Genomic DNA, 23,484 nt, shown 5'->3' with positions numbered 1-23,484 from the left:
CCGCTAACGCGAATTGGATCAGGAAGCGAGAGCCTTACGGCGAAGATCGCGCGCTTTGGTCAGGATAATGTCTTCCAGCTTTTGCACAGTCGCAGCCTGAACGGGTGCTTCGACCCAGGATCCGCCTTGTGAAACCTGACGGCTGGCCGAGACGCGAAGAGCGTCCGCACGCAAATCCTGATCAAGGATAGTCACGGTCAATTTAACCCGCTCATTCGGGTTGCTCGGATTGGCATACCAATCGGTTGCGATCACGCCGCCTGAACTGTCCGCCGCAGCCAAAGGCGCAAAGCCGACAGTTTCAATCGCTGCGCGCCACAGAAATGCGTTCACACCGATTGTGTTGATCTGAGACGACTGCAGCTCGGTCGTAGGGCGATCACGCCCGCCGCAAGCAGCTAGAGTGGCAAGCGCACCGCAAACCAATGCGATACGGGTCGTTTTCGAGAATGCGAGTTTGGCGCGTGTCACTGAAGGCAAATCCCTATGTCTAATCTCTACGGCTCTATAACCAGCGCACCGCGTGCGGCAAGCTTTGTGCAGCTAAGAATACTGCACAAACCGTCTTCAAGTCTGTCATCTGCAAAGCCACTTGCGGCCTTAAGGAGCGCTGAATTGCGCCGGGTGCCCTGCGATTCTGTGTGCACAGCGCAACACTTGGCCCAGAATTGCATGACATGATGTGGAAAAGATTGCGCCGCTGCCCGCCATAATTCAGTCTTGGCAGTGTTGTAAGGATTTCTCCGAGTCGACTCAGTAACCGTTCAGGCAACTGATGCGTATATTAGAGTGGTAAGAGAATCATCCGGCTTCCATTTTGCGGAAGCCAACACGGAAACAGGGGCAGAATTTAAGCCATGGCACGCGGTATAAACATCAAGGCAGGAAAGCAGCGCAAGCTGCCATTGCTTGGTGTGGCCGGCGCGCTGATGCTTGCACTGCCATCTGCTGGCCTCGCGGTTGTCGGCTTCAGCCCGGCGGGTGTCGCAGGTGCTGACAGCAGTTTCGGAATTTTCACGCCGGCGTCGATCGATCCCGATCTTGCGGCCCGGGTCGCGGATAAAGCCCGCGCCAAAGGCATCCGCTTTACACCTGCAGGATCCAATCCGGTTCTGCGCAATAACACCGTGACCGTTGCAGTGCGCATCGACGAAGAGACCGCCAATGCGGTTTCCGTCCGCTCGGCTATCGAAGCCGCACCGGGTGCAGGCAAATCCATCGCCTCGCTGCAATCGAGCAAATTCAATCTGGGAACGGCGCGCGGCTATCAAAGCTTTGCCCGCCAGATCGAACTGCCCAAGAATGTTCAAAACCTCAGCGTTCCTGATCTGACCGAATTTGAACCTGCGGGCCCACGTGCGGTCAAGAAGCCTAGCCGTTTGCAACCACGGATCGAATTGGAAGACAAAGCGATTGCCGGTCGTTCAACCAACACGCTCGACGCACGCGAAGCGCAAGTTGATGTTGGCGGCAGCTTCAGCCTTTCGCCTAATCTCGATGTAACCGCCGGTGTCCGCTATTCGCAAGAACGCGAGCGCCTCGACCCGCTGACCAACTCGGTTCAAGACAGTCAGGCCGTCTATGTCGGAACGCAGATCAAGTTCTGATCTGACGGCATAACCCGAACATTCGTATTCAAGACCCCGCTTCGGCGGGGTTTTTCTTTGCCTTACGTAACGTCAAGGCTAGGCTCTTCATCGATCTATTCCATCGAAAGGACTTGCCATGAATCGTGTAGCCATAGTCACCGGAGGAACGCGCGGGATTGGCCGTGCGATTTGCGAGCAGTTGAAAGACGACGGGTTCAACGTCGTCGCCAACTATGGCGGCAACGATGATGCCGCGAAACAGTTCACCGATGAAACAGGCGTGCCGACTTACAAATTCGATGTTGGCGATCACGAAGCAACACTTGCGGGATGCGAGCAAATCGCGGCCGAAGTCGGCCCGGTTGAGGCAGTGGTCAACAATGCCGGTATCACACGCGACGGTACCCTGCATAAGATGAGCTATGATGACTGGCACGAGGTGATGCGCATCAATCTGGGCGGGTGTTTCAACATGTCGAAAGCCTGCTTCCCCGGTATGCGAGAGCGCGGATGGGGCCGGATCGTCAATATCGGTTCGATCAACGGGCAAGCGGGGCAGTACGGTCAGGTAAACTATGCCGCTGCGAAATCGGGCATCCACGGTTTTACCAAAGCGCTCGCGCAGGAAGGCGCGCGGGCTAACATTACCGTCAACGCTATCGCGCCGGGCTATATCGACACCGATATGGTTGCAGCCGTTCCCCAAGGTGTGCTGGACAAGATTGTCGCCGGAATCCCGGTCGGCCGTTTGGGGCAAGCGGGCGAGATCGCGCGCGGCGTAAGCTTCCTTTGTTCGGAAGAGGCGGGCTTCGTGACCGGCTCAACTATGAGCATCAACGGCGGCCAACACATGTATTGAGGCCATTCGGTCCCGCATTTTAGTCATTCGTTAAGCACAATTGGTTAACTTGCCTTATCCATAATTTTGGTGGGGGAAGTTTCGATGGCCACAAAGCAAAGTCTATCACCGTCCGAAATGGGGCGGCGCACGAGAGCCCGCGTCCAACCGGAACGCGTCAACCTTGGCGATCGCCCTGCGAAGATTGTGGGCCAAAGCGGCGAATATCTGTGTCTGATGGACGATTGTTCGGCCATGGATATAGGATTGGGGTTTTTGCACGCACCCCCGCCTGAACCGCGCCTGCTCCTCCAGCTGGAAAACCTACTGACATTCCCGATTGAGCGGGTCTGGACCGGTAAACGCCGCGCCGGATACCGCTTCGCCGGCGAAGTGCAGCTTGACGATTTTGCCGCTGGCACCGGAACATTCGACGCCCGACCGATTCGATTGAAAATTGCCGCACGCGCGGTGATTGTTGACGGCAGCGAGAGCAAAGATGTGCAGCTTATCAATCTGTCACGCGGCGGCGCGCAGTTTGAAAGCAGCGCCAATCACCAGATGCACCGTCTGGTTGGTTTTTCCTTTGGTGACTTCCCGCAAGCGCTCGGCTCGATCCTTTGGGAAAAAGACAACCGGTTCGGAATGAAATTCCAGCATCCGCTTTCCATCGAGGAATTGGCAGGCGCTGCGCTTGCGCTACAGCCGCTTGATGCTCCGTTCCAAACGCCGAACACTTCGAGCTTTGGCAAGGCCCGCGCCGCGTAAACCGGCTGGAACAAAACCGGCGCATTCGAGTTTCTCCAGTTATGTCGACACAAGAACTCAGCGAAGCCGAAATCAGCGCGGTCATAGAGATGGCGCTTAGCGACCATATCGCCTTTGCCGAGATAGAAGCGCAGTTTGGCCTCGCTGAAAAGCAGGTCAAAGTGTTGATGCGTGAAAACATCAAACCAGGCAGCTACCGGACATGGCGCAAACGTGTGCGCGATTTTTCAGACCGGCGCGAGCATTACAAGTAAGCCCGCGCCGGGTCAGGCCCCACGTTAGGTCAGGCATTGCGATCAATCGATAACGTAGCCGACAACTTTCCATCCGCCATTTTCAAGCTCAAGCGTAACCGCTTCGACAGCGTCCTCGCGTTTTTCAAACGTCGTGCGGAATTTCGCGATGTAATAGCCATGCGGCGGCGCGTTGACGAATTCGGTTATAGTCGCATCCCGCTTTACCATCGCGCCTAACGGCACGCGGGCTTGCTCGGATGCGCTGCGCCATGTCGCGACAGTGTTGGGTTCCTGGAACGACTGACCGGCCGCATCAAAGCTACCCTGCCAATCGCTTGCATCGACTAGTCGCAGCCAATCCCGCGCCGCTTCCTCTATCAGTTCAAGCTGGGCCTGTTCGATTGCCGAGGCTCGTTCGCCAGTCGGCCGGTCTTGAGGCGCGGTTCCGGCGATGGTGACTGCAATTGCGATAGCGATAGCGAGAATAGACATGATGATCGTTGCTCCAATCCAATAGGCCGGTCTTCGGGCCTTTTCTAAGGTGGAAGGATCATCGGTTGGTGCCTGCAAATCGGCATCCCCAAAAGGCTTGTATCCAGATTTTTCGTATGTCTCCGTCTCGCTTTCAAACAAGACTCTCGCGGCTTCACGGCTGCTCGTAACGCCCAGCTTTCGGCGTGCAGCCCTCAAGCGTTCATTGATCGTATGCACCGACAATTCGAGCGCACGCGCTGCCGATTTTGCATCGTGACCGCGCACGATTAGCCGCAGCGTCTGCTTTTCCTTGTCGGATAGGATTTCTGGCTCGGGATCCATCTTTCCACGGTAGCTTCACAGGCTTTCGCCGCCACCCCGAATAATTTGTATTTGCGGGCAAGTCCCGCGCTGCCCGCCCTCGTTTTCCTACTTCGGCGCAACCGGCTATGGCACTGTCTGTTCTTTGAAATCGTCGATCCGCGTTTGAGTTGGACAGTTGTCACCTGTGTCCTACACAGCTTTCCCCAAGAAAATCATGGGTCTGCTGTGTAGGGCACACATGACACCCGGCCTGATATGTCATGTGTGTCCTACAGCTGCTAACAGCAACCGAAATGACGACACCGCTCTATCACCCACCCGTAAAACGATCGGTCGAGATTGCCGGTCACAAGACCAGCATCTCACTTGAACCTCTATTCTGGGACATGCTGCGTGCGGTGGCCGAGGAACAAGACGTCCCGATTAACGCCATCGTGGCCCGGATCGACGCGGAGCGCATTCAGGCGGAAACCCCGCCAGGCTTAGCAAGCGCTATTCGGGTGTGGTTGGTTAGTAGGGAAAAACCTTAATCGTCGCCCACGCGTTCGATGTCTGCCCCCACCAACTGCAGTTTTTCCTCCAGCCGCTCGTATCCGCGATCAAGGTGATAGATGCGGCGCACCTGCGTTTCACCTTCTGACGCGAGCGCCGCTATAATCAGGCTCATCGAAGCGCGCAGGTCGGTCGCCATGACTTCGGCGCCGGTCAGATCGACGGGGCCTTTAACGATTGCGGTGCGGCCTTCGGTTTCGATATCCGCGCCCATCCGGGTCAATTCCGGCACGTGCATGAAACGGTTTTCAAAGATCGTTTCCTTGAGCACGCTGGTGCCCTCTGCCTTGCACAGCAGGCTCATCAATTGCGCCTGCATATCGGTGGCGAGGCCGGGGAATGGCGCTGTGGTCAGATTGGTGGGCTGAAGCGGCTTGTTCGCTGCAACGCGCACGCCTTTCGCGTCTTCCTCAATCTCAAGGCCGATCTCTCGCATCGCGGTGAGCGTTGAGCTCATATCATGCGCGCTCGCCCCTTCGAGACGGACATCGCCGCCCGTGATCGCCGCCGCACAGGCATAGGAACCCGCTTCGATCCGGTCGGGCATGACCTTATAGGTCGCGCCGTTCAAACGCTTTACCCCGTGGATCGTGAGGTCGGATGATCCGATCCCTTCGATCTCCGCACCCATCGCGGCCAGCAGATTGCAAAGATCGACAATTTCCGGCTCCCGCGCTGCACCGGTCAAACGGCTCGTGCCATTGGCAAGCACCGCCGCCATCAACGCGTTTTCGGTGGCGCCGACAGAGACAACAGGAAAATCAAAATCACCGCCCGGCAAACCGCCATCGGGTGCCATCGCTTTGACATAACCTTGGGTCAGTTCAATCTCGGCTCCGAAGGCTTCCAGCGCTTTAAGGTGAAGATCAATCGGACGGTTGCCGATTGCGCAGCCGCCCGGCATCGAAACGGTCGCCTCGCCCATCCGCGCCAGCATCGGGCCAAGCACAAGGATCGACGCGCGCATTTTTCGCACCAAATCATACGGCGCGACGCTGGACGTTATCCGCGTGCCCTCTAGCGTCATAACGCGGCCGAAATCTTCCGGCCTTGTCCCCTGAACCGCCGTTGTGATCCCGAACTGGTTCATCAGATGCTGAAACCCGTCAATATCCGCCAGACGTGGCAGATTGCGCAGCGTTAGCGGCTCCTCCGTCAGGATCGCGCATGGGATCAATGTCAGCGCCGCATTTTTTGCGCCGGAAATCGGAATAGTGCCCGAAAGGCGGTTGCCGCCACGAATAATGAGTTTGTCCATGGCGAACCCCTTTAATGTTTTTGCCCGTTCACGCAAATGCATGAAGCGCGTCATATCCTTGCAATGCCCGCCCACCAGTTGACTAGGGCTTAACCTAGACCGTAATCGGACCAGTATGACCAATCCAAAACCTATCAGAAAAGCTGTATTCCCTGTCGCGGGCCTCGGCACGCGTTTCCTTCCCGCGACCAAGGCGATCCCGAAAGAACTGCTGCCCATCGTCGACCGCCCGCTGATCCAATATGCGGTGGACGAAGCGCGCGAAGCGGGGATCGAGCAGATGATCTTCGTCACGGGGCGCGGCAAAACCGCCATCGTTGAGCACTTCGATGTCGCATACGAGCTTGAAGACACGATGAGCGAGCGCGGCAAAGACATGACCGTGCTGGATGCGACCCGCGCGACGCCGGGTGATATCATCACGGTGCGGCAGCAGGTTCCGATGGGCCTCGGCCACGCAATCTGGTGCGCAAGGGCAATCGTTGGCGACGAACCATTCGCGATCTTCCTTCCCGATGAATTGATGATCGGAAAACAAGGCGGCACCGGCTGCATGAAGCAGATGGTCGACGCCTATAATCAGGTCGGCGGCAATTTGATCAGCGTGTTGGAGGTGCCGATGGAGGAAGTCTCCAGCTACGGTGTGATCAAGCCGGGGGCGGAAAACGGAGCTCTGACCGAAGTAACAGGTCTCGTCGAGAAACCGCCTGTGGCGGAGGCACCGTCAAACAAGATCGTGTCGGGTCGCTACATCCTCCAACCCGAAGTCATGCGCACTCTCGAAACACAAGGCAAGGGCGCAGGCGGCGAGATTCAGCTGACCGATGCGATGGCCAAGATGATAGGCGATCAGGCATTCCACGCCGTGACGTTTGACGGCAACCGGTATGATTGCGGAAGCAAGCTGGGCTTTGTCGAGGCCACGCTCGCGCTGGCGCTGCAGCGCGACGATATGGGCGCAGAGGTTCGCGCAATGGCGGAGCGTTTGCTGAAATAAGGCCTCGCGCGATGCAAACAAAGCCCCGAGGATGCAGCGTGCATCCCCGGGGCTTTGTTTTGGCTAGGCCGCTTATTCGGCGGGTTCGTCTGACTCAGGCTCTTCGCCTGCACCATCGTCTTCAAAGCTGATGTCCGGGCTTAGTCCCGACAACGCTTTCGCTGCATCCGATTCCGGATCTTCGGCAGCCGCTTCAACCAACGTGCTGAGCGAGGACCCGTTGAGGCCAAGCTCTTTCATAAGCCCGTCCAACACTGGCGCCTGAGCGCGGTAAGCCAGGGCCGCTGACACGGCGTCAGTGGCTAGGTTTCCCGAGCCGCCGCCGGCACCTCCGGTTGAACCGCCACCCGATGAGCCGCCGCCATTGGTAAGGCCGTCGACCTGCACGATCTTGATCGAGTCGATTGCTTCCATCGGCTTGGCGCTTTCACGGATAACCTCAGGCAGCACTTTCAGCAGGGCAAGCTTCGTCTGCAGGCTGATCTGATCCATCGAAAGGATATTCGCAGCCTCGTTGATGGCTTCCTGACCGGCCGCTTCGACTTCGAAACGGACACGATCTGCCTCGGCGCGCAGAATTTCTGCGTCTGCATCACCTTTGGCTTCCATTCGAGCAGCTTCCGCGCGGTTGGTTGCGGCGTCTTTCTCCGCTTCAGCCTCGACTTTGATGCCGATCGCATCACGCTCCGCCTGTTTCGCAGCTTCGATCAGTTCGATCTTCTTCTGACGTTCAGCGATCTCGCTTTCCCGCGAAGTCACAACTTGCTCTTCAGCAGTAACGGCTTTGGCACGGGCCGCATCGGCCTCAGCCTTGGCTTGGCTTTCCTCGCGAGACTTGTTCTGAACCGCAATCTGCTGTTCCTGCCGCGCAATTTCGAGCGCGCGGACCTGATCAATCCGGGCTTCTTCAACAAGGCGGTCTGCCTCAATCTGCTGTGCATCAACTTGCTTCTTTGCTTCAATTCGCGCCGCATCGGCTTCGCGCTGACGCTCGGCCTGTTCGCGTGCAATTTCCGAGGTTTGTGATGCGCGGCGGATTTCCACTTCGCGCTCTTGGCCGAGGCGAGCGTATTCAGTGTCACGCCCGATCTCGAAGGATCGCTGATCAGCCTCGAGGTTCTTCGTCTCCATCTGAACACGCGTGTCTTGCTCGATATCGTTACGCAGTTTTTTACGCGCTTCGATCTGCTCGGTCAGAATTGTAAGGCCTTCGGCGTCAAACGCGTTGTTGGCGTTGAAGTGCTCGATGCTGGTTTGGTCAAGGCCGGTCAGCGATACCGACTCAAGTTCAAGACCGTTCATCGCAAGGTCGTTTGAGGACACTTGCTGCACCTTTTGCACGAAGTCTGCGCGCTGTTCGTGCAGCTCGTTCATGCTCATGCCCGCTGCAACAGACCGCAGCGCGTCGACAAATTTACCCTCGACGAGGTCTTTCAGCATTTCCGGCTGCATTGTGCGCTGACCCAGCGTCTGCGCGGCCATGGCGATGGCACCTGCATCGGGACGAACGCGAACGTAGAATTCTGCCTTCACGTCGATCCGAAGGCGGTCGAGCGTAATCAACGCTTCTGTATCGCGGCGGACCACTGGCAGGACCAGCGTGTTCATGTTGACCGGCATCGTCTCATGAAAGACCGGCAGCACCAATGCGCCGCCATTCATCACGACTTTTTCACCGCCCACACCGGTCCGCACAAACGCGATCTCCTTCGAGGCGCGGCGATACAGCGTCGTCAGCATGATAAAGATGATGATGAGCAGCGCGATTCCGCCGCCGACAATCATTGCGAGTGTTAAAAGATCCATATTCCCTCCAATAGTTCAAACAATTCAGGGCTGTAGAAGCGGGCTTTCGTAGCGCACGCCGAAGAAGAGTTCTCCTTCGCGGCGCACCAGAAGCACCGTCTCGCCCTCGATCAATTCCGCTTGTGGATCATGCGGTTCGACCATGACAAAATGGGGATGCCCGAAAGCATCTTTGACTTGCGCGCGTGCCGGTGAATCTGATCGGGCAGTACCCGTCTGGATCACCGCATCGCGCCGGACGAGGCTTTGCAGCCCCACAGCTGTTGTCTCGTCCTTCGGCAGCGCTTTCTCGATCGGCCTCACGGCCAGACCGTTGAGCGGTAGCGCCGCTCCTGCAGCCAGAAGCCCAGCGAAGCCTGCGGACAATGGCGAGCCCGTAAGGCTCGAAATAATCCATTGCCCGAAAACGCCAGTTGTCGTGAATACGAACAACAGGCTGGATAGCCAGATCAGGAATGGCACCCGGCCGAGGCCGAGCACGCTCGACACTCCATCGAGAAAGCCGCTTGCCTCCAATCCGTCAGCCACATCGGCGTCGATTTCAATTTCGATATCGTCAGCACCCTCGAAAAGGTCGCCCACGCCGATAATCTGCAACGCCGCGATGATGAACAACGCGATTAACGAAGCCGCAAATGGCAAGTTGTGCGGTTCAAGCAGGATCATTGGATTTCACCCGCAAAGCACCCGCCCAAAACCAAGGAGCCGCAAAGACTGCAACGAACTGTTTCCTGATTTTTCCCATGAACAGAGCATTAACACATGTTTCGCAAAAATGATACAAAAATCGAACTTTGCGTTCGATAAATACGTATGACGAACAATTGTTGCACGATACTACTTGTATTGTTGCGAATCGTCCCCAAATGCAAAGCTTATGCTGACGTTATTCGCAGGGGAAGCGATTTAAGTCCGCCGACGAAAGTGCTCTTTGAACGATGCGCCTCTCCGGCAGGTTCAACCCTCTCGATACGGTCCAGCAGTGCTTCGAACAATATCCGCATTTCCAAACGCGCGAGATGCAGGCCCAGGCACTGATGCGCGCCCGCTCCAAACGCGAGATGTCGATTGGGCGAACGCGCCGCATCGAACCGCCGTGGATCCTCAAACTGCGACGGATCGTGATTGGCCGCAACATAGTTGATCATTAGCCAGTCGCCCTGCTTCAGCTCTTGCCCGCCGAGCTGCGTATCCTTTGCGACGGTGCGCATGAAATGCTGCACGGGAGAGGTCCAACGGATCGCCTCTTCAACGATACCTGCCAGCAAAGAACGGTCCGCTTTAACCCGCGCGAATTGCTCCGGATCATGCGCCAGTGCCATCATCGCACCTGCGGTAGACGCGGAAGTAGTGTCATGCCCCGCAGCGGCCAAAATGATGTAATAGCCCATCATATCGCGATCATTCAGCGGGGAACCGTCCACGACAGAATTGGCAATAGTGCTGGCGACATCTGACGTCGGATTGACGCGCTTTTCGGCGGTAATACCTGCGAAATAGGCCTCAAAATCCTTCACAGCGCCCGCGACAAGTTGCGTGATCTGTTCCGGCGTCATCGCCGCCATGCCAGACTGGTTGAGATCCTCGTCCTGTCCGCCAAACATCTGCTGGGTCAGCATCAGCATGCGCGGTTCGTCTTCCTCCGGCACGCCCAGAATCTGCATCACTACATGCAGAGGATAAGGCCCGGAAACCTGCTTTACGAAGTCAATGTCTGGTCCAGCGGCGAGCATCCGGTCAACAGTGCGCTCCGCAATGGCGCGAATTTCGCCTTCAATCGTCCTGAGGTTCTTGGGCATGAACCATTCCTGGGTCAGCTTGCGATATTTCATGTGGATCGGCGCATCGAATGTGACGAGGCTGGCAACCATGTGTTCGCTGCCGCCGGTCATCGCTTTGGCAAAAGCAATGCCCTCGTTCAGCGAGAAGACCACCGTCTGCGGATTGTTGAGGTACGTCGCATTGTCTTTTGAGACCTGCATCACTTCGTCATATCCGGTCACCAGCCAGAACGGGCGATGGACGTCGTCTACGCCCGCCACTCGGACGACGGGAGACTGAGACCTGATGGTATCGAACCGGTCGAGCAAATTATCCCAATCCGCGTAGCTGGCAGGATCAATGACTGCGCGGCCATCTTCGGCATTAAGTGTCGGGACGCTTGCCATCAGCTTGCGCCCTCGGCTTCGTATTCGTCGCGCAGTTCACGCTTATACAGTTTGCCGTTGGCTTCACGCGGCAAATCAGGCCGAAAATCGAACAGCTTAGGCATCTTGATCCGCGCCAGTTGCGGAGCAAGGAATTCACGCAGTTCCGCTTCGAGAGCCTCGCCCGCATCACCCATATCGAGCGGCTGCACTACAGCGACGACCTTCTCGCCCAGATCGGGGCAGGGCGCACCAATCACAGCAGCGTCCATCACCTTGTCATGCGTTACGAGCAGGTTCTCGATCTCCTGCGGATAGATATTCACTCCGCCTGAAATGATCATGTGGCTTTTTCGGTCTGTCAGGAACAGGAAGCCGTCTTCATCGACATGGCCAATATCACCAAGCGTCATCCATCCTTTTGGATGCATCGCCTCACGCGTCTTGTCCGGATCATTGTGATAGGTCGGCAGTAGGGCATTCTCGAAATATATCAGCCCGTCATTACCTGCCGGGACATCCTCTCCGTCTGAACCGCAAACATGCAATGTGCCATAAATCGCTTTGCCAACAGTACCGAGATGCGTGAGCCAGTCCTCGGACTTGACCAGAGTCATGCCGATGCCTTCGCTGCCGGCATAATATTCGTTCACGATCGGCCCCCACCATTCGATCATCTCTTGTTTGATCGGAACAGGGCACGGGGCTGCCGCGTGCAAAGCGCGCTGGTGGCTGGCAAGGTCGTACTTGGTGCGGATTGCGGGATCGAGCTTCAGGAAGCGCACGAAATGAGTTGGCACCCACTGGCTGTCGGTCACCTTGTAATCCTGAATGGCCTGGAGCGCCGTTTCCGGCTCGAACTTCTCCATCACGACAACGGTTGCGCCCAGACGGTGCGCGGTTGAGGCCCATCCAATGGGGGCCGCATGATACAGCGGCGCAGGCGAGAGATAGACCATTGATCCATCGGCGGGCATCCCGGCACCCATCATCGCCAGTCCCATCAGCGGGTTCGGCGCCAATGGATCAGGGTCTTCGGGCGGTGCAGGACGAATGCCTTTGGGCCGCCCCGTCGTACCGGAAGAATAAAGCATGACAAGCCCAGCACATTGATCGGCGATCGGGTCCGCACTTTGAACCGCCAGCTGCGCCGCGAAATCTCTATCATCACCTGCATCCATCACCAGCATTGGCATGTCAGGGCAGGCTGCACGGATATCACCCAACACATCATCAAACGCGGTTGAGGTGATCAGAAACTTCGCTTCGCTATCTTTGAGGATATAGGCGACTTCCGGCGCGGTCAGACGAGTGGAAATCGGCACCAGCATCGTGCCTGCCCGCTGCGATCCCCATACCAGTGTGAAGAACTCGATCCGGTTTTCGAGCAGCACAGCGAATGCATCATTGGCACCAAGTCCGCGCGCGCGCAGCAATTGAGCGAAGCGATTAGACTCCACATCCATTTCTCCGAAGCTTATCTGCTTCCCGCTTCCCGCCATAATGATAGCGGGGTGGTTGGGCCTCGTTTGCGCATGGGTAATGGGGTGCAGACTCATATATTCTCTCTCCCTTGCGCAGACCCTATCAAGGGCACACGCGATTCACTCTCAAAATGAAACCTAACGGCGGGAGAGCCGCACTCAAGCGAAATCGGGACTTCGAAGGCGCGGAGGTAGCCGCGAACACAGCGCACACAAAAAAGGCGGCGGGTAAACCCGCCGCCTATACTCGGACACCCTCTCCAATGTCCGAACCCGCTTTTCAGCGAGCTATCTCTTATCGGCTTACTGGCCGCCGCGACCGGTCAGCTTCGTCTGTTCAGACGCTGCAACCTGCGTTTCAGGCTCTATCATATAAGGAATTGGATTGACCGCAACCCCATCAACGCGAACTTCATAATGAAGGTGCGGGCCGGTTGAGCGGCCGGTTGAGCCGACATAGCCGATCACATCGCCTTTGCGGACTGCATCACCGGCGGCAACAGCCAAACGTGACATATGGGCATAACGGGTTTCAAGATCGGAACCGTGATCGATGCTGATGTAGAGGCCATAGCTGGAGAACCAGTCTGCGCGCTCAATAATACCATCGGCAGTTGCATAAATCGGCGTACCGGTCGGAGCTGCCAGATCGACGCCTTTGTGACGCGCGCGGCGGCGCAGCACCGGATGGTTGCGCATGCCGTAACCACTGGTCAGCTTAGCACCGGCAAGCGGGCTGCGTGATGGGACGGAAACAACAGGTTGCTGAGTAACAGGGGCGCCGGGCCCTTTTTCATCAAGCGCAGTCCAGCTGGCAAACAGCTGACGGAAGCGCGGATCACCTGATTTCAGACTTTCAGATTTCGCTTCTTCGATCGGTTGAGTGATGTCGGCGGCAGCGGTGTTATTGGTGTTCGCCGTATTTGCGGCATTACTAGCCGAGGCCGGAGCAGTCGCGACAAGCGCAGCAGCAGCCGCTGTTGCGCTAACGACTTTCACCATCTTTCCGCTGAAAAGAAACTTCATTGCGACCCGACCCTTGCTTGCGAGGTTTGCCCCGCCTTTTGAATACGTTGTAACGAAAAAATAGCCGACCCCTTGGCACTGATCGGATATTCATGCGTTGCATAATCACGAGTCAGCATAGGTGCGTCTTCGCCTTGAAAATTGTTATCGGCCGTAAATCTTAAAGAGCAATGTCGGCGTAGAATTCGCGCGATAAACCGGCTGCAAGACGGGCTGAGTCGTTGAATGGCGGCTTAACGGCGCCTCTAAAGTATCGCTGAACGAGGGTTTTCCACATCGATTCTGGCGGATTCCCTAGGGTTTCAGCAAATCGCATAAAGTGTTTGGTACCGAATCCGACGTGGCGAATTTCATCGTCAAGAATGCGTGCCAAAATTCTCGCACCGTGTTCATCGCCAGCTGCGCGCACCCGATCAAGCGTCGCTGGCGTGACGTCAAGTCCGCGCGCCTCGAGTACCATCGGTACGATCGCCAGCCGGGCCGCGACGTCATGCCGGGTGGTATGCGCCGCCTCCCACAACCCTCCGTGAGCAGGCAATGCGCCATAATGGTTGCCGAGACTTTTCAGCTTTCTGTCAAGCAACGCGAAATGCATCGCTTCGTCGGCAGCGACATAGAGGAAGTCAGAAACGAACTCGTCACCCATTTGTTCGCCAAACCGGCCCGCCATATCCAGCGCCAAATCAATCGCGACAAATTCGATATGCGCCAGCGAATGCCACAAGGCGATCCGTGCTCGCTCGGAACCAAACTTGCCGCGCTTTGGCATTTTGTTTGGGGCAAGCAGCTCAGGCTCGTCCGGGCGAGCAGGGTATTCCGGCATCGTGACGTCAAACTGCCAAGACAACTCGCCGCGCCGCCAGCGGCGCGCGACATCACGGGTTGCGAAACACTTGGCGCGCGGTTCGGCAGTCATCAATGCTGCGTGAATTGCGGAAGACAGGCTTTGCATCGCTAGGGTCAGAGCGCCTTTGCAGCCGCCAGCACTTCATCGGCGTGGCCTTTGACTTTCACCTTGTTCCACACTTGCGTGATAATGCCGTCAGCATCGACCAGATAGGTAGAGCGAACCATGCCCATATAAGTTTTCCCGTACATCTGTTTCTCGGTCCAGATGCCGAGCGTGTCTGACAATCCGCCTTCCTCAGTGTCGGTTGCCAGCGGCGTTGTCAGTTCGTGCTTAGCGATAAAATTCTGATGCTTTTTCGCGCTGTCCTTGCTCACGCCAAGCAACTCGGTGCCCGCCGCGTCAAAGGCAGCTCTAAGAGCGGTGAAGTCTTTCGCTTCAGTTGTGCAGCCCGGCGTGTTGTCCTTAGGATAGAAGAACACAACCAGCTTCTTGCCCTTGAAATCGGACGCTTTGACGGTGCCGCCTTCTGGTGTGCCCATTTCGATATCAGGCATCACATCGCCGACTGCGGGAAAATCACTCATACTTCACTCCATTCCATCATTACTAACATCTTCGAGAGATAGCGCTTCACCGAAGATCGCGTTCCAAACCTTTGCCACCTCCTGCCGCGCTGCATCCAGAGCGCTCAGCAAATCAGCAAAACTTTCCTCGCCGCATGCCAAGGCTAGGGCCTTTGCCGCGCTGCGGGGGGGCTCAAAAGTGTCAGGAGCGAGCAAGCGGCCTGCAACCAGCGCCCGCGTCATTACGTCATGCGCAGAGCCAATTTCAGCGGGCAATAGATCAGCAGCGATCAAAGCGCTTACAGCGGTACCAAGATCGGGATCGAACGCGTCCGGATGTGGATCGACCAGTACAGAGCCATCCTTCATCCGCCCTTTCAATTGCAGGTAGTGCACCGCAAATTCTAGATCGACCAAGCCGCCGCGCCGCAGCTTCACATCTAACGGCCCGCGCGGATGTTTATGCTTCGCCATTTCGGATCGCATTGAACGGACGGCTTCGTACAGCTGTGCGTGATCACGCTTGCTTTGCAGGACCTCTTCAAGAAGCCCCTCGAGATCCGCGCGAGCGGCAGCCGATCCAGTCAGCACGCGTGCACGTGCCAGCGCCATATGCTCCCAAGTCCATGCTGTTTCGCGCTGATATTTGGCGAATGCGTCGCAGCTGACTGCAAGCGGGCCTTGCGCGCCCTGCGGCCGCAATCGCGTGTCGACTTCATAAAGCGCGCCCTGCGCTGTCGGCACTGAAAGCGCCGCGGTGACACGGCCAGCCAACCGGTTAAAGTAATGCGTCGCACCGAGCGGACGCGGTCCATCAGACTCCGCTGTGAAATCGCCAGTGAACAGATAAACAATGTCAAGGTCAGACGCATGGGTGAGAGCGCCGCCACCCAATCTGCCTAGGCCAAGGACCAGCAATTCACTGTCCTCAATCCGCCCATGCGTGCGAGCAAACTCAGCCTCCGCCTCGCGCATCGCGACCTGCAATCCAGCTTCCGCAGTGCGCGACAAAGCACGCGCAACCTCAAGCGGATCGGTCATTCCTTCGATCAACTGAACACCCAGTGCAAAGCGGATGTCCCCTGTCACTGAACGGATAGCATCGAGGCTGGCTTCATAATCGGGGCGGATAGCGGCGCGCTCAATGCTCGCCACAACGTCTTCTACCGGGCCAGGCAGTTCCAGTGCCCTTTGATCGAGCAGCGTGTCGAGCAATTCGGGGCGCCTTGCGAGTTCATCCGACAATGTACGGGTTAGCGTCAATGTGGCGACCAATCTGTCCAACACGGCGGGCTCGGCGGCTAACAAGCGGAACAGAGTGATCGCAGACGGCGCGCGTTCCAATATGCCTTCCCAGCGCGTGATCGCGAGGTCAGGATCATCGCTCGCTGCAATCGCATCAAGCAATGCGGGCAGCAGACGGTCAAACGCATCAATCGCCGCCTCAGATCGCAATGACGCAAAGTGACCATCGCGCCAGCCATCAATACGCTGCGCCAGTGCTTCTGGATCAGCAAAACCTTTTGCTCCAAGCAGCACGGCGAGTTCCGATTGCTTCGGAACCGGCATTTGAACGGGGGCGGCCTGCCCGATCAGTTCTTCATAAATGCGCCCCGTACGCTCGGAAAGTGCGGTCAATTCGGCAACCAATTCCGCGCCATCCTTAAGCCCGTCGAGCAGTGCAACATTATCCAAAGCATCGCCTTCGGGCAGTGAATGGGTCTGGCGGTCATTCACCATCTGCAAGCGGTGCTCGATAGTGCGCAAACGGTCATACCCTTCGCCAAGGATCAGGGTGTGCTGCGAGTCAATCCGGCCCGCCGCTGCCAGCGCGTCGAGCGCTGTGCGCGTGCCTCTGACGGTCAAACTCGGGTCGCGGCCGCCATGGATCAATTGATGCGTTTGCGCGAAGAATTCAATCTCGCGGATACCACCACGCCCGCGCTTTACGTCAAAGCCAGGTCCGGGGAGAACAGGTCCATCATAGCTTTCGCGAATACGCAGTGTGAGTTCGCGAATTTCCTCAATCGCGCCGAAATCCAGGGCGCTGCGCCAGACGAATGGCCGGATCCTCTCAAGGAAACGCTCACCTGCCGCGATATCACCCGCCGCGGCCCGCGCGCGAATAAATGCCGCCCGCTCCCATGCCAACGCTGCGCCCTGATAGTGCGACTGCGCCGAACCAAGCGGCACCGCCATCGGGCTGATCTCGCTTGCGGGCCGGAGCCGCAAGTCCACGCGCAGAACATATCCCTCCGCTGTATTTTCACTCAGCAAGGTGACGATGCGGCGAGCATAGCGCTGGGCTGCATCACCTGGATCATCGCTGTCGAGCCGACGCAAAGTCGCCGGATCATAAAGCAAGATCGGATCAATGTCGGACGAGTAATTGAGCTCCCCCGAACCCTGTTTCCCTAGAGCAAGCGCAATAAAGCCGTCAGGTTCGCCTTTGCCCGCACGGTCATCCATCGCAGTCCTGATCGCACGGTCTAGTGCTCGATCCGCAAATCCGCTTAGCTCGCCGACGACTTTGGACAGCGGGAATACACCAGCCAGATCGCCAATTGCCACGGTCGTGGCCAGCGCCAAACGCTCTCGCCGCAAACCTGTCCCGACATCTTCATGGATGCCGCGCATACGAGCCCACTCAAACGCGGCATCGGTTTTCCCTGCTGCCAAAAGCGCCCGCAAATCAGGCTGCCTTTCAAGCGCACGCGCGAGAAAGGGCGCGTGCGCCTCAGCCCGTTTCAGGGCACCATTCCAATCTGCATATTCAGCTGCGCTCATCGTCCCCTCTCTTGCAGTGCCTCCGATGCTCTGCAAGAGAAGCGCCTGACTATTTTGGACGAGAGGACTACCCCGATGATGAAACGCATAACCGGTCTTACCGGGCTTGTCGCAGGCGCGCTTGCGCTGACGGCATGTGATGGCATGGTGATGGGCGGCGAAATTGCCTCCGATCTCGACATTCCAGAGGTTGAGGCAGGCGAGCTTTCCGAAGCCACCATGATCGACATCACCCGCACACTTTCAAGCGACGAGTTTGAAGGCCGGATGCCGGGCACACCGGGCGAGGAAAAAACCGTTGCGCTTCTGACCGAGCGTTTTGAAGCTGCGGGCCTTCAGCCGGGCAATGGCGACAGCTGGGTACAGGAAGTTCCGCTCGTCGAGATTACCGGCAAGAATTTTGCGCCGCTCACCATCACCAATGGTGAGACCGATCTTGTTTATGATTTTGCGAGCGAATGGGTCGGAGTGACCTACCGTGAAGACGCGCAGACACAGCTTGCAAACAGCGAAATGGTCTTCGTCGGATACGGCATCAACGCACCAGAGCGCGACTGGAACGATTACGAAGGTGTCGATGTAACCGGCAAAACCGTTGTCGTGCTGGTCAACGATCCTGATTGGGAAACCGAAGGCCTCGACGGCAAATTCAATGGCAAAGCCATGACGTTTTATGGCCGTTGGACATACAAATACGAAGAAGCTGCGCGTCAGGGTGCAGCAGGCGTGCTGATCGTGCACGATACCGAACCGGCAAGCTATGGCTGGAACGTGGTCGAATCGAGCTGGCAAGGCGCGCAGGCATATCCCCAGCGCGGCGACAACGCTCCAACATTCACAACCATGAATGGCTGGGTGCAAAAAGAAGTGGCCCGCGAAGTGCTGGCCGCAGCCGGGCAGGATCTGGACGAGCTGACCGCCGCTGCAAAGACCCAGGATTTCCAAGCTGTCGAGCTCGGCATGACCGCTTCGACCAGCTTTGAAAACGACATTCGCACATTCGAATCGCAGAACGTGATCGGCGTACTTCCGGGCAGCGAGGCGCCCGATGAATATGTCATTCACACCGCGCATTGGGACCACCTGGGCCGCTGTCCGGCAGCGCCTGATGGCGATGATATCTGCAACGGAGCCGTCGATAACGCCACCGGCACCGCGGCTCTGGTCGCTCTGGCCGAAGCGCATGCGAAAGCAGGCGCACCGCGCCGCAGCCTCGTGTTCCTTGCGGTCACTGCCGAAGAATCCGGCCTGCTCGGCGCGTATTATTACGCCTCGAATCCCGTCTTCCCGCTCGACCAGACTGTTGGCGGCATCAACATGGATGCATTCCAGGTTGCTGGCCCAGCCAAAGACGTAACAGTCGTAGGCCCTGGCAAATCGCAGCTCGACTGGTTCATGAATGCCGCGCTTCAGGCCGATGGCCGCGTGGCCACAGCGAATCCGAAACCGGAAGCCGGATATTACTACCGTTCAGACCACTTCGCCTTCGCGAAACAGGGCGTTCCGATGCTGTACATTGATGGCGGTGAAGACTTGATCGATGGCGGCACCGAAGCCGGTGCGGCCGTGGCGGCGGACTACACCGAAAACCGGTATCACGGCCCGAAAGACGAGTTCAACGAAGAGTGGGACTGGTCAGGCGTGATGGCGGACCTCCAACTGTTCTACCGCATCGGACGCAGTATGGCGGCAAGCACCAGCTGGCCGAACTGGAACGAGGGTGACGAATTCAAAGCCACCCGCGATGAAAGCTGTGCGAGTTCCGATCAGGGCTGCTGAGCGGCACTGAAAAGAACCTAGCGCGACAGAAACGTACAGAGAGCCGATCTATGGCCGTCCTTATGCCGCCCGAATGGGCACCTCAGGACTGGCTATGGATCGGCTTTCCGCATCTCGCCGATGAATGGCCCGGCTATCTTGAGGCTGCGCAGAAGCAGATTGCCGGTTTTGCGAGCGCGGTGGCGACAAGCGGGCAAGGGGTTCGCTTGCTTGTCAGAGACGAGGCGAACGAAGTGCAGGCGCGCAAACTGGTCAGCAGCAAAGTGACGCTCGATCAGCGTGTTTACGGCGATGTCTGGTTACGAGATACCGGTCCTCTGGTCGTGATCGAGGGTGGTCAGCGCTCGGCGCGGCGCTTCGGCTTCAATGGCTGGGGCGGCAAGTATGAAATGCCCGGCGATGAGAGCATCGGAGCAGAGCTTGCCCGTGATGCCGGGTTGCCGATGACCGCATCATCGATGATCCTCGAAGGTGGAGCGATCGATGGCGATGGAACAGGCCTAGTCGCAACTACGGAGCAGTGCCTACTCAGTCCGAACCGCAATCCCGCCATGTCGCGCGACACAATCGAGGCGGAGCTAGAGCAAGCACTCGGCTTTGACCGTGTGCTCTGGCTTGGCGAAGGGCTGATCAACGATCACACCGATGGCCATGTCGACAATCTCGCGCGCTTTGTCGGGCCAAACCGGTTGGTGGTTCCAGAAGCAAGGGCGGGCGACGATCCCAATGCCGCGATTTATGCCTATGCTGCACGGCGAGCAGATGCGTTCGGCGTGGAGGTTGTTCGCATTCCCTCACCCGGCTTGATCACCCGCGATGGTGCAATTGAGCCCGCAAGTTACGTCAATTTCGCGATCACCACGCATTTGGTTGTGGTTCCAACCTTCGACTCCCCTCACGACGAAGACGGTGTTGCCGCAATTGCCGCGCTGTTCCCCGACCGCGACTGCATTGGTTTGCCCGCTGATGCTGTGCTCGCCGGCGGAGGCGGTTTTCATTGCGCCAGCCAACAAATGCCCAGCGCGAAGCGATAGTCTTAACGTCTCGTTAGGATTTTGCCGCGAAAGCGGCACGATGATCAAAGCAATCGCCATCTCAAGAAACGCTTTCGAGGCTGCGCGCATACGCCAGCTCGATATCGTACGTGGCGCGATTGTTTTGTCTTGTGGATTGGCGCTGATCCTCGCCGGTCAACCGCTCCCGTTTTAGCAGCTCAGTAAAGCAGTTTGAACAGAGCGGCCAAAGCCGCCGCCGCCAGCACAAACGCCACAAAGCTACGCCAGACGGTATCGCTAACCTTGCCGAAGGCGAGGCTGCCGAGCCAGTTGCCAAGCAGCACGGCGGGGAAGAGCAGCAGCGCCAGCCACAGCAATCGCCATTCAAGTTCGCCAATCGCATAGCCTGAAACCAGTCCCGCAAATGCGGCGACGGTAAAGATCGCAAGCATGGATGCCTTGGCAATCTCGCGAGCGATCTTTCGTCCGACGTAATAAGGCACGACCGGCGGTCCGGGCATACCTGCAAAACCTGTCAGCAATCCGCTGACGATACCTGCAGAAACAGTCGTTGCAGGCCCCGGCATTTTAGCCTCACGCGTCGGCAACAAGATCAGGCCAAACGCAGACAGAGCCACCAGCGCGATCAGCAAGCGTGCCAGATCAGGCGGCGTGGCCGCTAGGACCATCAGGCCCGGTGCGGTCGTGATCAAAACAAGTCCGCCAATGATCCAAGCTGACTTTTCGGCATGTTTCAGGAACATCCTGAGTTCGCTCAATCCAATAAACAGAGCGAGGAAATTGATGATCAGCACAGCTTCAATCGGCGTGAGTGCCAGCGCCAGAATCGGCACAAGAACAATCGCCATGCCAAACCCGGCCATGCCGCGAATAAAAGCGGAGGCAAATGTCGCGATGACAGCCACCGCGATCTGCGCGGCGCCATAGCTGGCAAGAAGTTCCATGCGCCCCGCTAACCCAGTCTAGCCGCGCATGTCAGGCGGAGTGGCTTCTGCGTTCAGAAACGCCACCGCCTCATCCAGCGTCAGAACCTTCTGATCCTTCTCGCCCAGCGTCCGCATCGTGACCTTACCTTCTTCTTCCTCGCGTTTGCCGACGACAAGGATATGCGGAACCTTCGCGAGACTGTGTTCGCGCACCTTGTAGTTGATCTTCTCATTGCGAAGATCGCTCTTCACACGAAGACCGGCGGCCATCAGCGTCGCTTCGACTTTTTCAGCGTAGCCATCAATGTCCGACACGATTGGTGCGACAACCGCCTGAACCGGTGAAAGCCAGACAGGAAGACGGCCTGCATAATGCTCGATCAGAATGCCGATAAAGCGCTCGTATGACCCAAAGATCGCACGGTGCAGCATGACAGGGCGGTGTTTGCCGCCGTCCTCGCCAATATAGGTCGCATCCAGACGTTCGGGCAGCACTCGGTCCGACTGGATCGTGCCGACCTGCCATGTCCGGCCAATCGCATCGGTCAAATGCCATTCGAGCTTCGGCGCATAGAACGCGCCTTCGCCCGGCAATTCTTCCCAGCCAAACTCTTCGGTCGCCATGCCCGCTTCGGCCACGGCATCGCGCAATTCCTGCTCGGCCTTGTCCCAATCTGCATCGGAGCCAAAGCGCTGCTCAGGCCGCGTGGCGAGTTTGATTTCGTATTTGAAACCGAAGTCCTGATAGACGGCGTCTGCCATCTCACAGAATTTGCGCACTTCCTCGACCACTTGGCTTTCGGTGCAGAAGATATGCGCGTCATCCTGCGTGAATTGACGCACGCGCATCAATCCGTGCAGCGCACCGTGCGGTTCATTGCGGTGACAGCAGCCCATCTCGCCGAGGCGGATCGGCAGATCGCGATAGGACGTGATGCCTTGTTTGAAGACGAGAACATGCGCGGGGCAGTTCATCGGCTTTAGCGCCATCCAGTCGGCTTCGCCGCTGATAACGGGACCATCATCTTCGGTGTTTGGCACTTCGTCCGGGATCACAAACATGTTTTCGCGGTACTTGCCCCAGTGACCGGATTGCTCCCACTGGCGCGCATCCATTACTTGCGGCGTTTTGATCTCGCGGTATCCGCTGCCATCCATCTTACGGCGCATATAGCTCTCAAGCTCGCGCCAGATGCGGTAGCCTTTGGGATGCCAGAACACGCTGCCATGCGCGACATCGGAAAGGTGGAACAGGTCCATCTCGCGGCCAAGCTTGCGGTGATCGCGCTTGGCGGCTTCTTCAAGCCGCATCAAATGCTGGTTGAGCTGCTTCTTGTTGAGCCAGCCGGTGCCGTAAATGCGCGTCAGCTGCGCGTTCGCCTGATCACCGCGCCAGTATGCGCCCGCAACCCGCATCAGCTTGAACGCCTGCGGGTCCAGTTTTCCGGTGGAGGGCAGGTGCGGGCCTCGGCACATATCAAGCCAGTCATCACCCGACCAATAGACCGTCAGCTCTTCGTTCTCGGGCAGTTCCTTGGCCCATTCAGCCTTGAACGCCTCGCCTTCGAATTCCCACTTTTCGATCAATTGCTGGCGTGACCATGCCTCGCGGCGCAGCGGCTTGTCTGCCTTGATGATTTCGCGCATCTTCGCTTCGATATCAGGCAGGTCTTCGCTGCTGAACGGTTCGCGGCTGGCCGGCGCCATCACGTCATAATAAAACCCGTCATCGGTCGCGGGACCGAAGGTGATCTGAGTGCCGGGGTACAGCGCCTGCACCGCCTCAGCGAGGACGTGTGCAAAATCATGCCGCGCCAGTTCGAGCGCGTCTTCCTCGTCTTTCGACGTGATCAAAGCGAGTTCGCTGTCGCCCTCGAATGGACGGCCAAGATCGCGAACTTCACCGTTCACGCGAGCAGCAAGCGCAGCCTTGGCTAGGCCTGGGCCAATCGCTGCAGCAACATCATACGGTGTGCTGCCCGGTTCCATTTCGCGGACGGAACCATCGGGAAGGCTGATTTTGAGCAGTTCGGTCATCTTCTATCCAAATTGGTTTGCGCGTTG

General features: G+C 57.7%; 21 protein-coding genes. 8 read left to right on the top strand and 13 right to left on the bottom strand.

Annotated elements, in window-relative coordinates; translation table 11 throughout:
- Positions 1 to 18: 18 nt before the first annotated feature.
- Entirely contained in the window at positions 19 to 471 is a 453-nt protein-coding gene (locus tag KCG46_RS04020; RefSeq protein WP_218404027.1) for a DUF3576 domain-containing protein, read from the bottom strand.
- 386 nt (positions 472 to 857) lie between these two features.
- On the opposite strand from KCG46_RS04020, the gene KCG46_RS04015 reads away from it, so the two are divergent.
- The 4 genes from KCG46_RS04015 (at position 858) to KCG46_RS04000 (ending at position 3,449) form a co-directional block, all read left to right on the top strand.
- Entirely contained in the window at positions 858 to 1,607 is a 750-nt protein-coding gene (locus tag KCG46_RS04015) for a hypothetical protein (protein WP_218404026.1), read from the top strand.
- Between the two features lie 118 nt (positions 1,608 to 1,725).
- A complete protein-coding gene (gene phbB / locus KCG46_RS04010; protein WP_218404025.1) occupies positions 1,726 to 2,448 on the top strand; it encodes an acetoacetyl-CoA reductase in 723 nt (240 codons plus the stop codon).
- Positions 2,449 to 2,532: 84 nt separating this feature from the next.
- Positions 2,533 to 3,195, top strand: a complete 663-nt coding sequence (locus KCG46_RS04005) for a PilZ domain-containing protein (RefSeq protein ID WP_218404024.1) — start codon at positions 2,533 to 2,535, stop codon at positions 3,193 to 3,195.
- 41 nt (positions 3,196 to 3,236) lie between these two features.
- Positions 3,237 to 3,449: a TIGR03643 family protein gene (locus tag KCG46_RS04000; protein ID WP_218404023.1), complete on the top strand. Its 213-nt coding sequence runs from the start codon at positions 3,237 to 3,239 to the stop codon at positions 3,447 to 3,449.
- A 42-nt stretch (positions 3,450 to 3,491) separates the two neighbouring features.
- Here KCG46_RS04000 and KCG46_RS03995 read toward each other — a convergent pair whose 3' ends face one another.
- Positions 3,492 to 4,247 carry a helix-turn-helix domain-containing protein gene (locus KCG46_RS03995; RefSeq protein ID WP_218404022.1) on the bottom strand — a complete coding sequence of 252 codons (756 nt, stop codon included), beginning with the start codon at positions 4,245 to 4,247 and terminating at the stop codon, positions 3,492 to 3,494.
- Positions 4,248 to 4,522: 275 nt separating this feature from the next.
- On the opposite strand from KCG46_RS03995, the gene KCG46_RS03990 reads away from it, so the two are divergent.
- Complete coding sequence (locus KCG46_RS03990) at positions 4,523 to 4,759, top strand: ribbon-helix-helix domain-containing protein (RefSeq protein ID WP_218404021.1); 237 nt, start codon at positions 4,523 to 4,525, stop codon at positions 4,757 to 4,759.
- Here KCG46_RS03990 and murA read toward each other — a convergent pair.
- On the bottom strand, positions 4,756 to 6,039 hold the full coding sequence (gene murA, locus KCG46_RS03985; RefSeq protein WP_218404020.1) for a UDP-N-acetylglucosamine 1-carboxyvinyltransferase: 1,284 nt from the start codon (positions 6,037 to 6,039) through the stop codon (positions 4,756 to 4,758). The two genes, KCG46_RS03990 and murA, sit on opposite strands and share 4 nt — an antisense overlap.
- A 115-nt stretch (positions 6,040 to 6,154) precedes the next feature.
- Here murA and galU point away from each other — a divergent pair, with 115 nt between their 5' ends.
- Entirely contained in the window at positions 6,155 to 7,036 is an 882-nt protein-coding gene (gene galU / locus KCG46_RS03980; protein WP_218404019.1) for a UTP--glucose-1-phosphate uridylyltransferase GalU, read from the top strand.
- A gap of 72 nt (positions 7,037 to 7,108) precedes the next feature.
- On the opposite strand, the gene KCG46_RS03975 is transcribed toward galU, so the two are convergent.
- The 8 genes from KCG46_RS03975 to glnE form a co-directional block, all read right to left on the bottom strand.
- On the bottom strand, positions 7,109 to 8,842 hold the full coding sequence (locus tag KCG46_RS03975; protein ID WP_218404018.1) for a flotillin family protein: 1,734 nt from the start codon (positions 8,840 to 8,842) through the stop codon (positions 7,109 to 7,111).
- Between the two features lie 24 nt (positions 8,843 to 8,866).
- On the bottom strand, positions 8,867 to 9,508 hold the full coding sequence (locus KCG46_RS03970; RefSeq protein WP_218404017.1) for an OB-fold-containig protein: 642 nt from the start codon (positions 9,506 to 9,508) through the stop codon (positions 8,867 to 8,869).
- 209 nt (positions 9,509 to 9,717) lie between these two features.
- A complete protein-coding gene (locus tag KCG46_RS03965) occupies positions 9,718 to 11,010 on the bottom strand; it encodes a cytochrome P450 (protein WP_218404016.1) in 1,293 nt (430 codons plus the stop codon).
- Entirely contained in the window at positions 11,010 to 12,548 is a 1,539-nt protein-coding gene (locus KCG46_RS03960; protein WP_218404015.1) for an acyl-CoA synthetase, read from the bottom strand. The genes KCG46_RS03965 and KCG46_RS03960 overlap by 1 nt, the downstream gene beginning before the upstream one ends.
- Positions 12,549 to 12,776: 228 nt before the next feature.
- Positions 12,777 to 13,499 (bottom strand): M23 family metallopeptidase, encoded by a 723-nt coding sequence (locus tag KCG46_RS03955; RefSeq protein WP_255551754.1) that lies wholly within the window; start codon positions 13,497 to 13,499, stop codon positions 12,777 to 12,779.
- Positions 13,500 to 13,659: 160 nt separating this feature from the next.
- Complete coding sequence (locus tag KCG46_RS03950) at positions 13,660 to 14,451, bottom strand: ferritin-like domain-containing protein (protein WP_218404014.1); 792 nt, start codon at positions 14,449 to 14,451, stop codon at positions 13,660 to 13,662.
- An 8-nt stretch (positions 14,452 to 14,459) separates the two neighbouring features.
- Entirely contained in the window at positions 14,460 to 14,933 is a 474-nt protein-coding gene (locus KCG46_RS03945; RefSeq protein ID WP_218404013.1) for a peroxiredoxin, read from the bottom strand.
- Between the two features lie 3 nt (positions 14,934 to 14,936).
- Complete coding sequence (glnE, locus tag KCG46_RS03940; protein WP_218404012.1) at positions 14,937 to 17,699, bottom strand: bifunctional [glutamate--ammonia ligase]-adenylyl-L-tyrosine phosphorylase/[glutamate--ammonia-ligase] adenylyltransferase; 2,763 nt, start codon at positions 17,697 to 17,699, stop codon at positions 14,937 to 14,939.
- Between the two features lie 78 nt (positions 17,700 to 17,777).
- Between glnE and KCG46_RS03935 the strand changes: the two genes are divergently transcribed.
- Entirely contained in the window at positions 17,778 to 19,478 is a 1,701-nt protein-coding gene (locus KCG46_RS03935; protein ID WP_218405287.1) for a M28 family metallopeptidase, read from the top strand.
- 50 nt (positions 19,479 to 19,528) lie between these two features.
- Positions 19,529 to 20,512, top strand: a complete 984-nt coding sequence (locus KCG46_RS03930; RefSeq protein ID WP_218404011.1) for an agmatine deiminase family protein — start codon at positions 19,529 to 19,531, stop codon at positions 20,510 to 20,512.
- 179 nt (positions 20,513 to 20,691) lie between these two features.
- Here KCG46_RS03930 and KCG46_RS03925 read toward each other — a convergent pair whose 3' ends face one another.
- Together KCG46_RS03925 and thrS are read right to left on the bottom strand one after the other, a co-directional pair.
- Positions 20,692 to 21,438, bottom strand: coding sequence for a sulfite exporter TauE/SafE family protein (locus KCG46_RS03925; RefSeq protein ID WP_218404010.1), 747 nt, complete (start codon positions 21,436 to 21,438; stop codon positions 20,692 to 20,694).
- 18 nt (positions 21,439 to 21,456) lie between these two features.
- The gene (gene thrS / locus KCG46_RS03920; protein ID WP_218404009.1) at positions 21,457 to 23,457 is read right to left on the bottom strand and encodes a threonine--tRNA ligase; all 2,001 of its coding nucleotides are present in this window, start codon (positions 23,455 to 23,457) and stop codon (positions 21,457 to 21,459) included.
- Between the last annotated feature and the right edge of the window lie 27 nt (positions 23,458 to 23,484).

Source organism: Erythrobacter crassostreae, assembly GCF_019204045.1.
Lineage (GTDB): Bacteria > Pseudomonadota > Alphaproteobacteria > Sphingomonadales > Sphingomonadaceae > Erythrobacter > Erythrobacter crassostreae.
The sequence above is the reverse complement of the archived record's forward strand: the minus strand, read 5'-3'. Positions and strand labels throughout refer to the sequence as shown.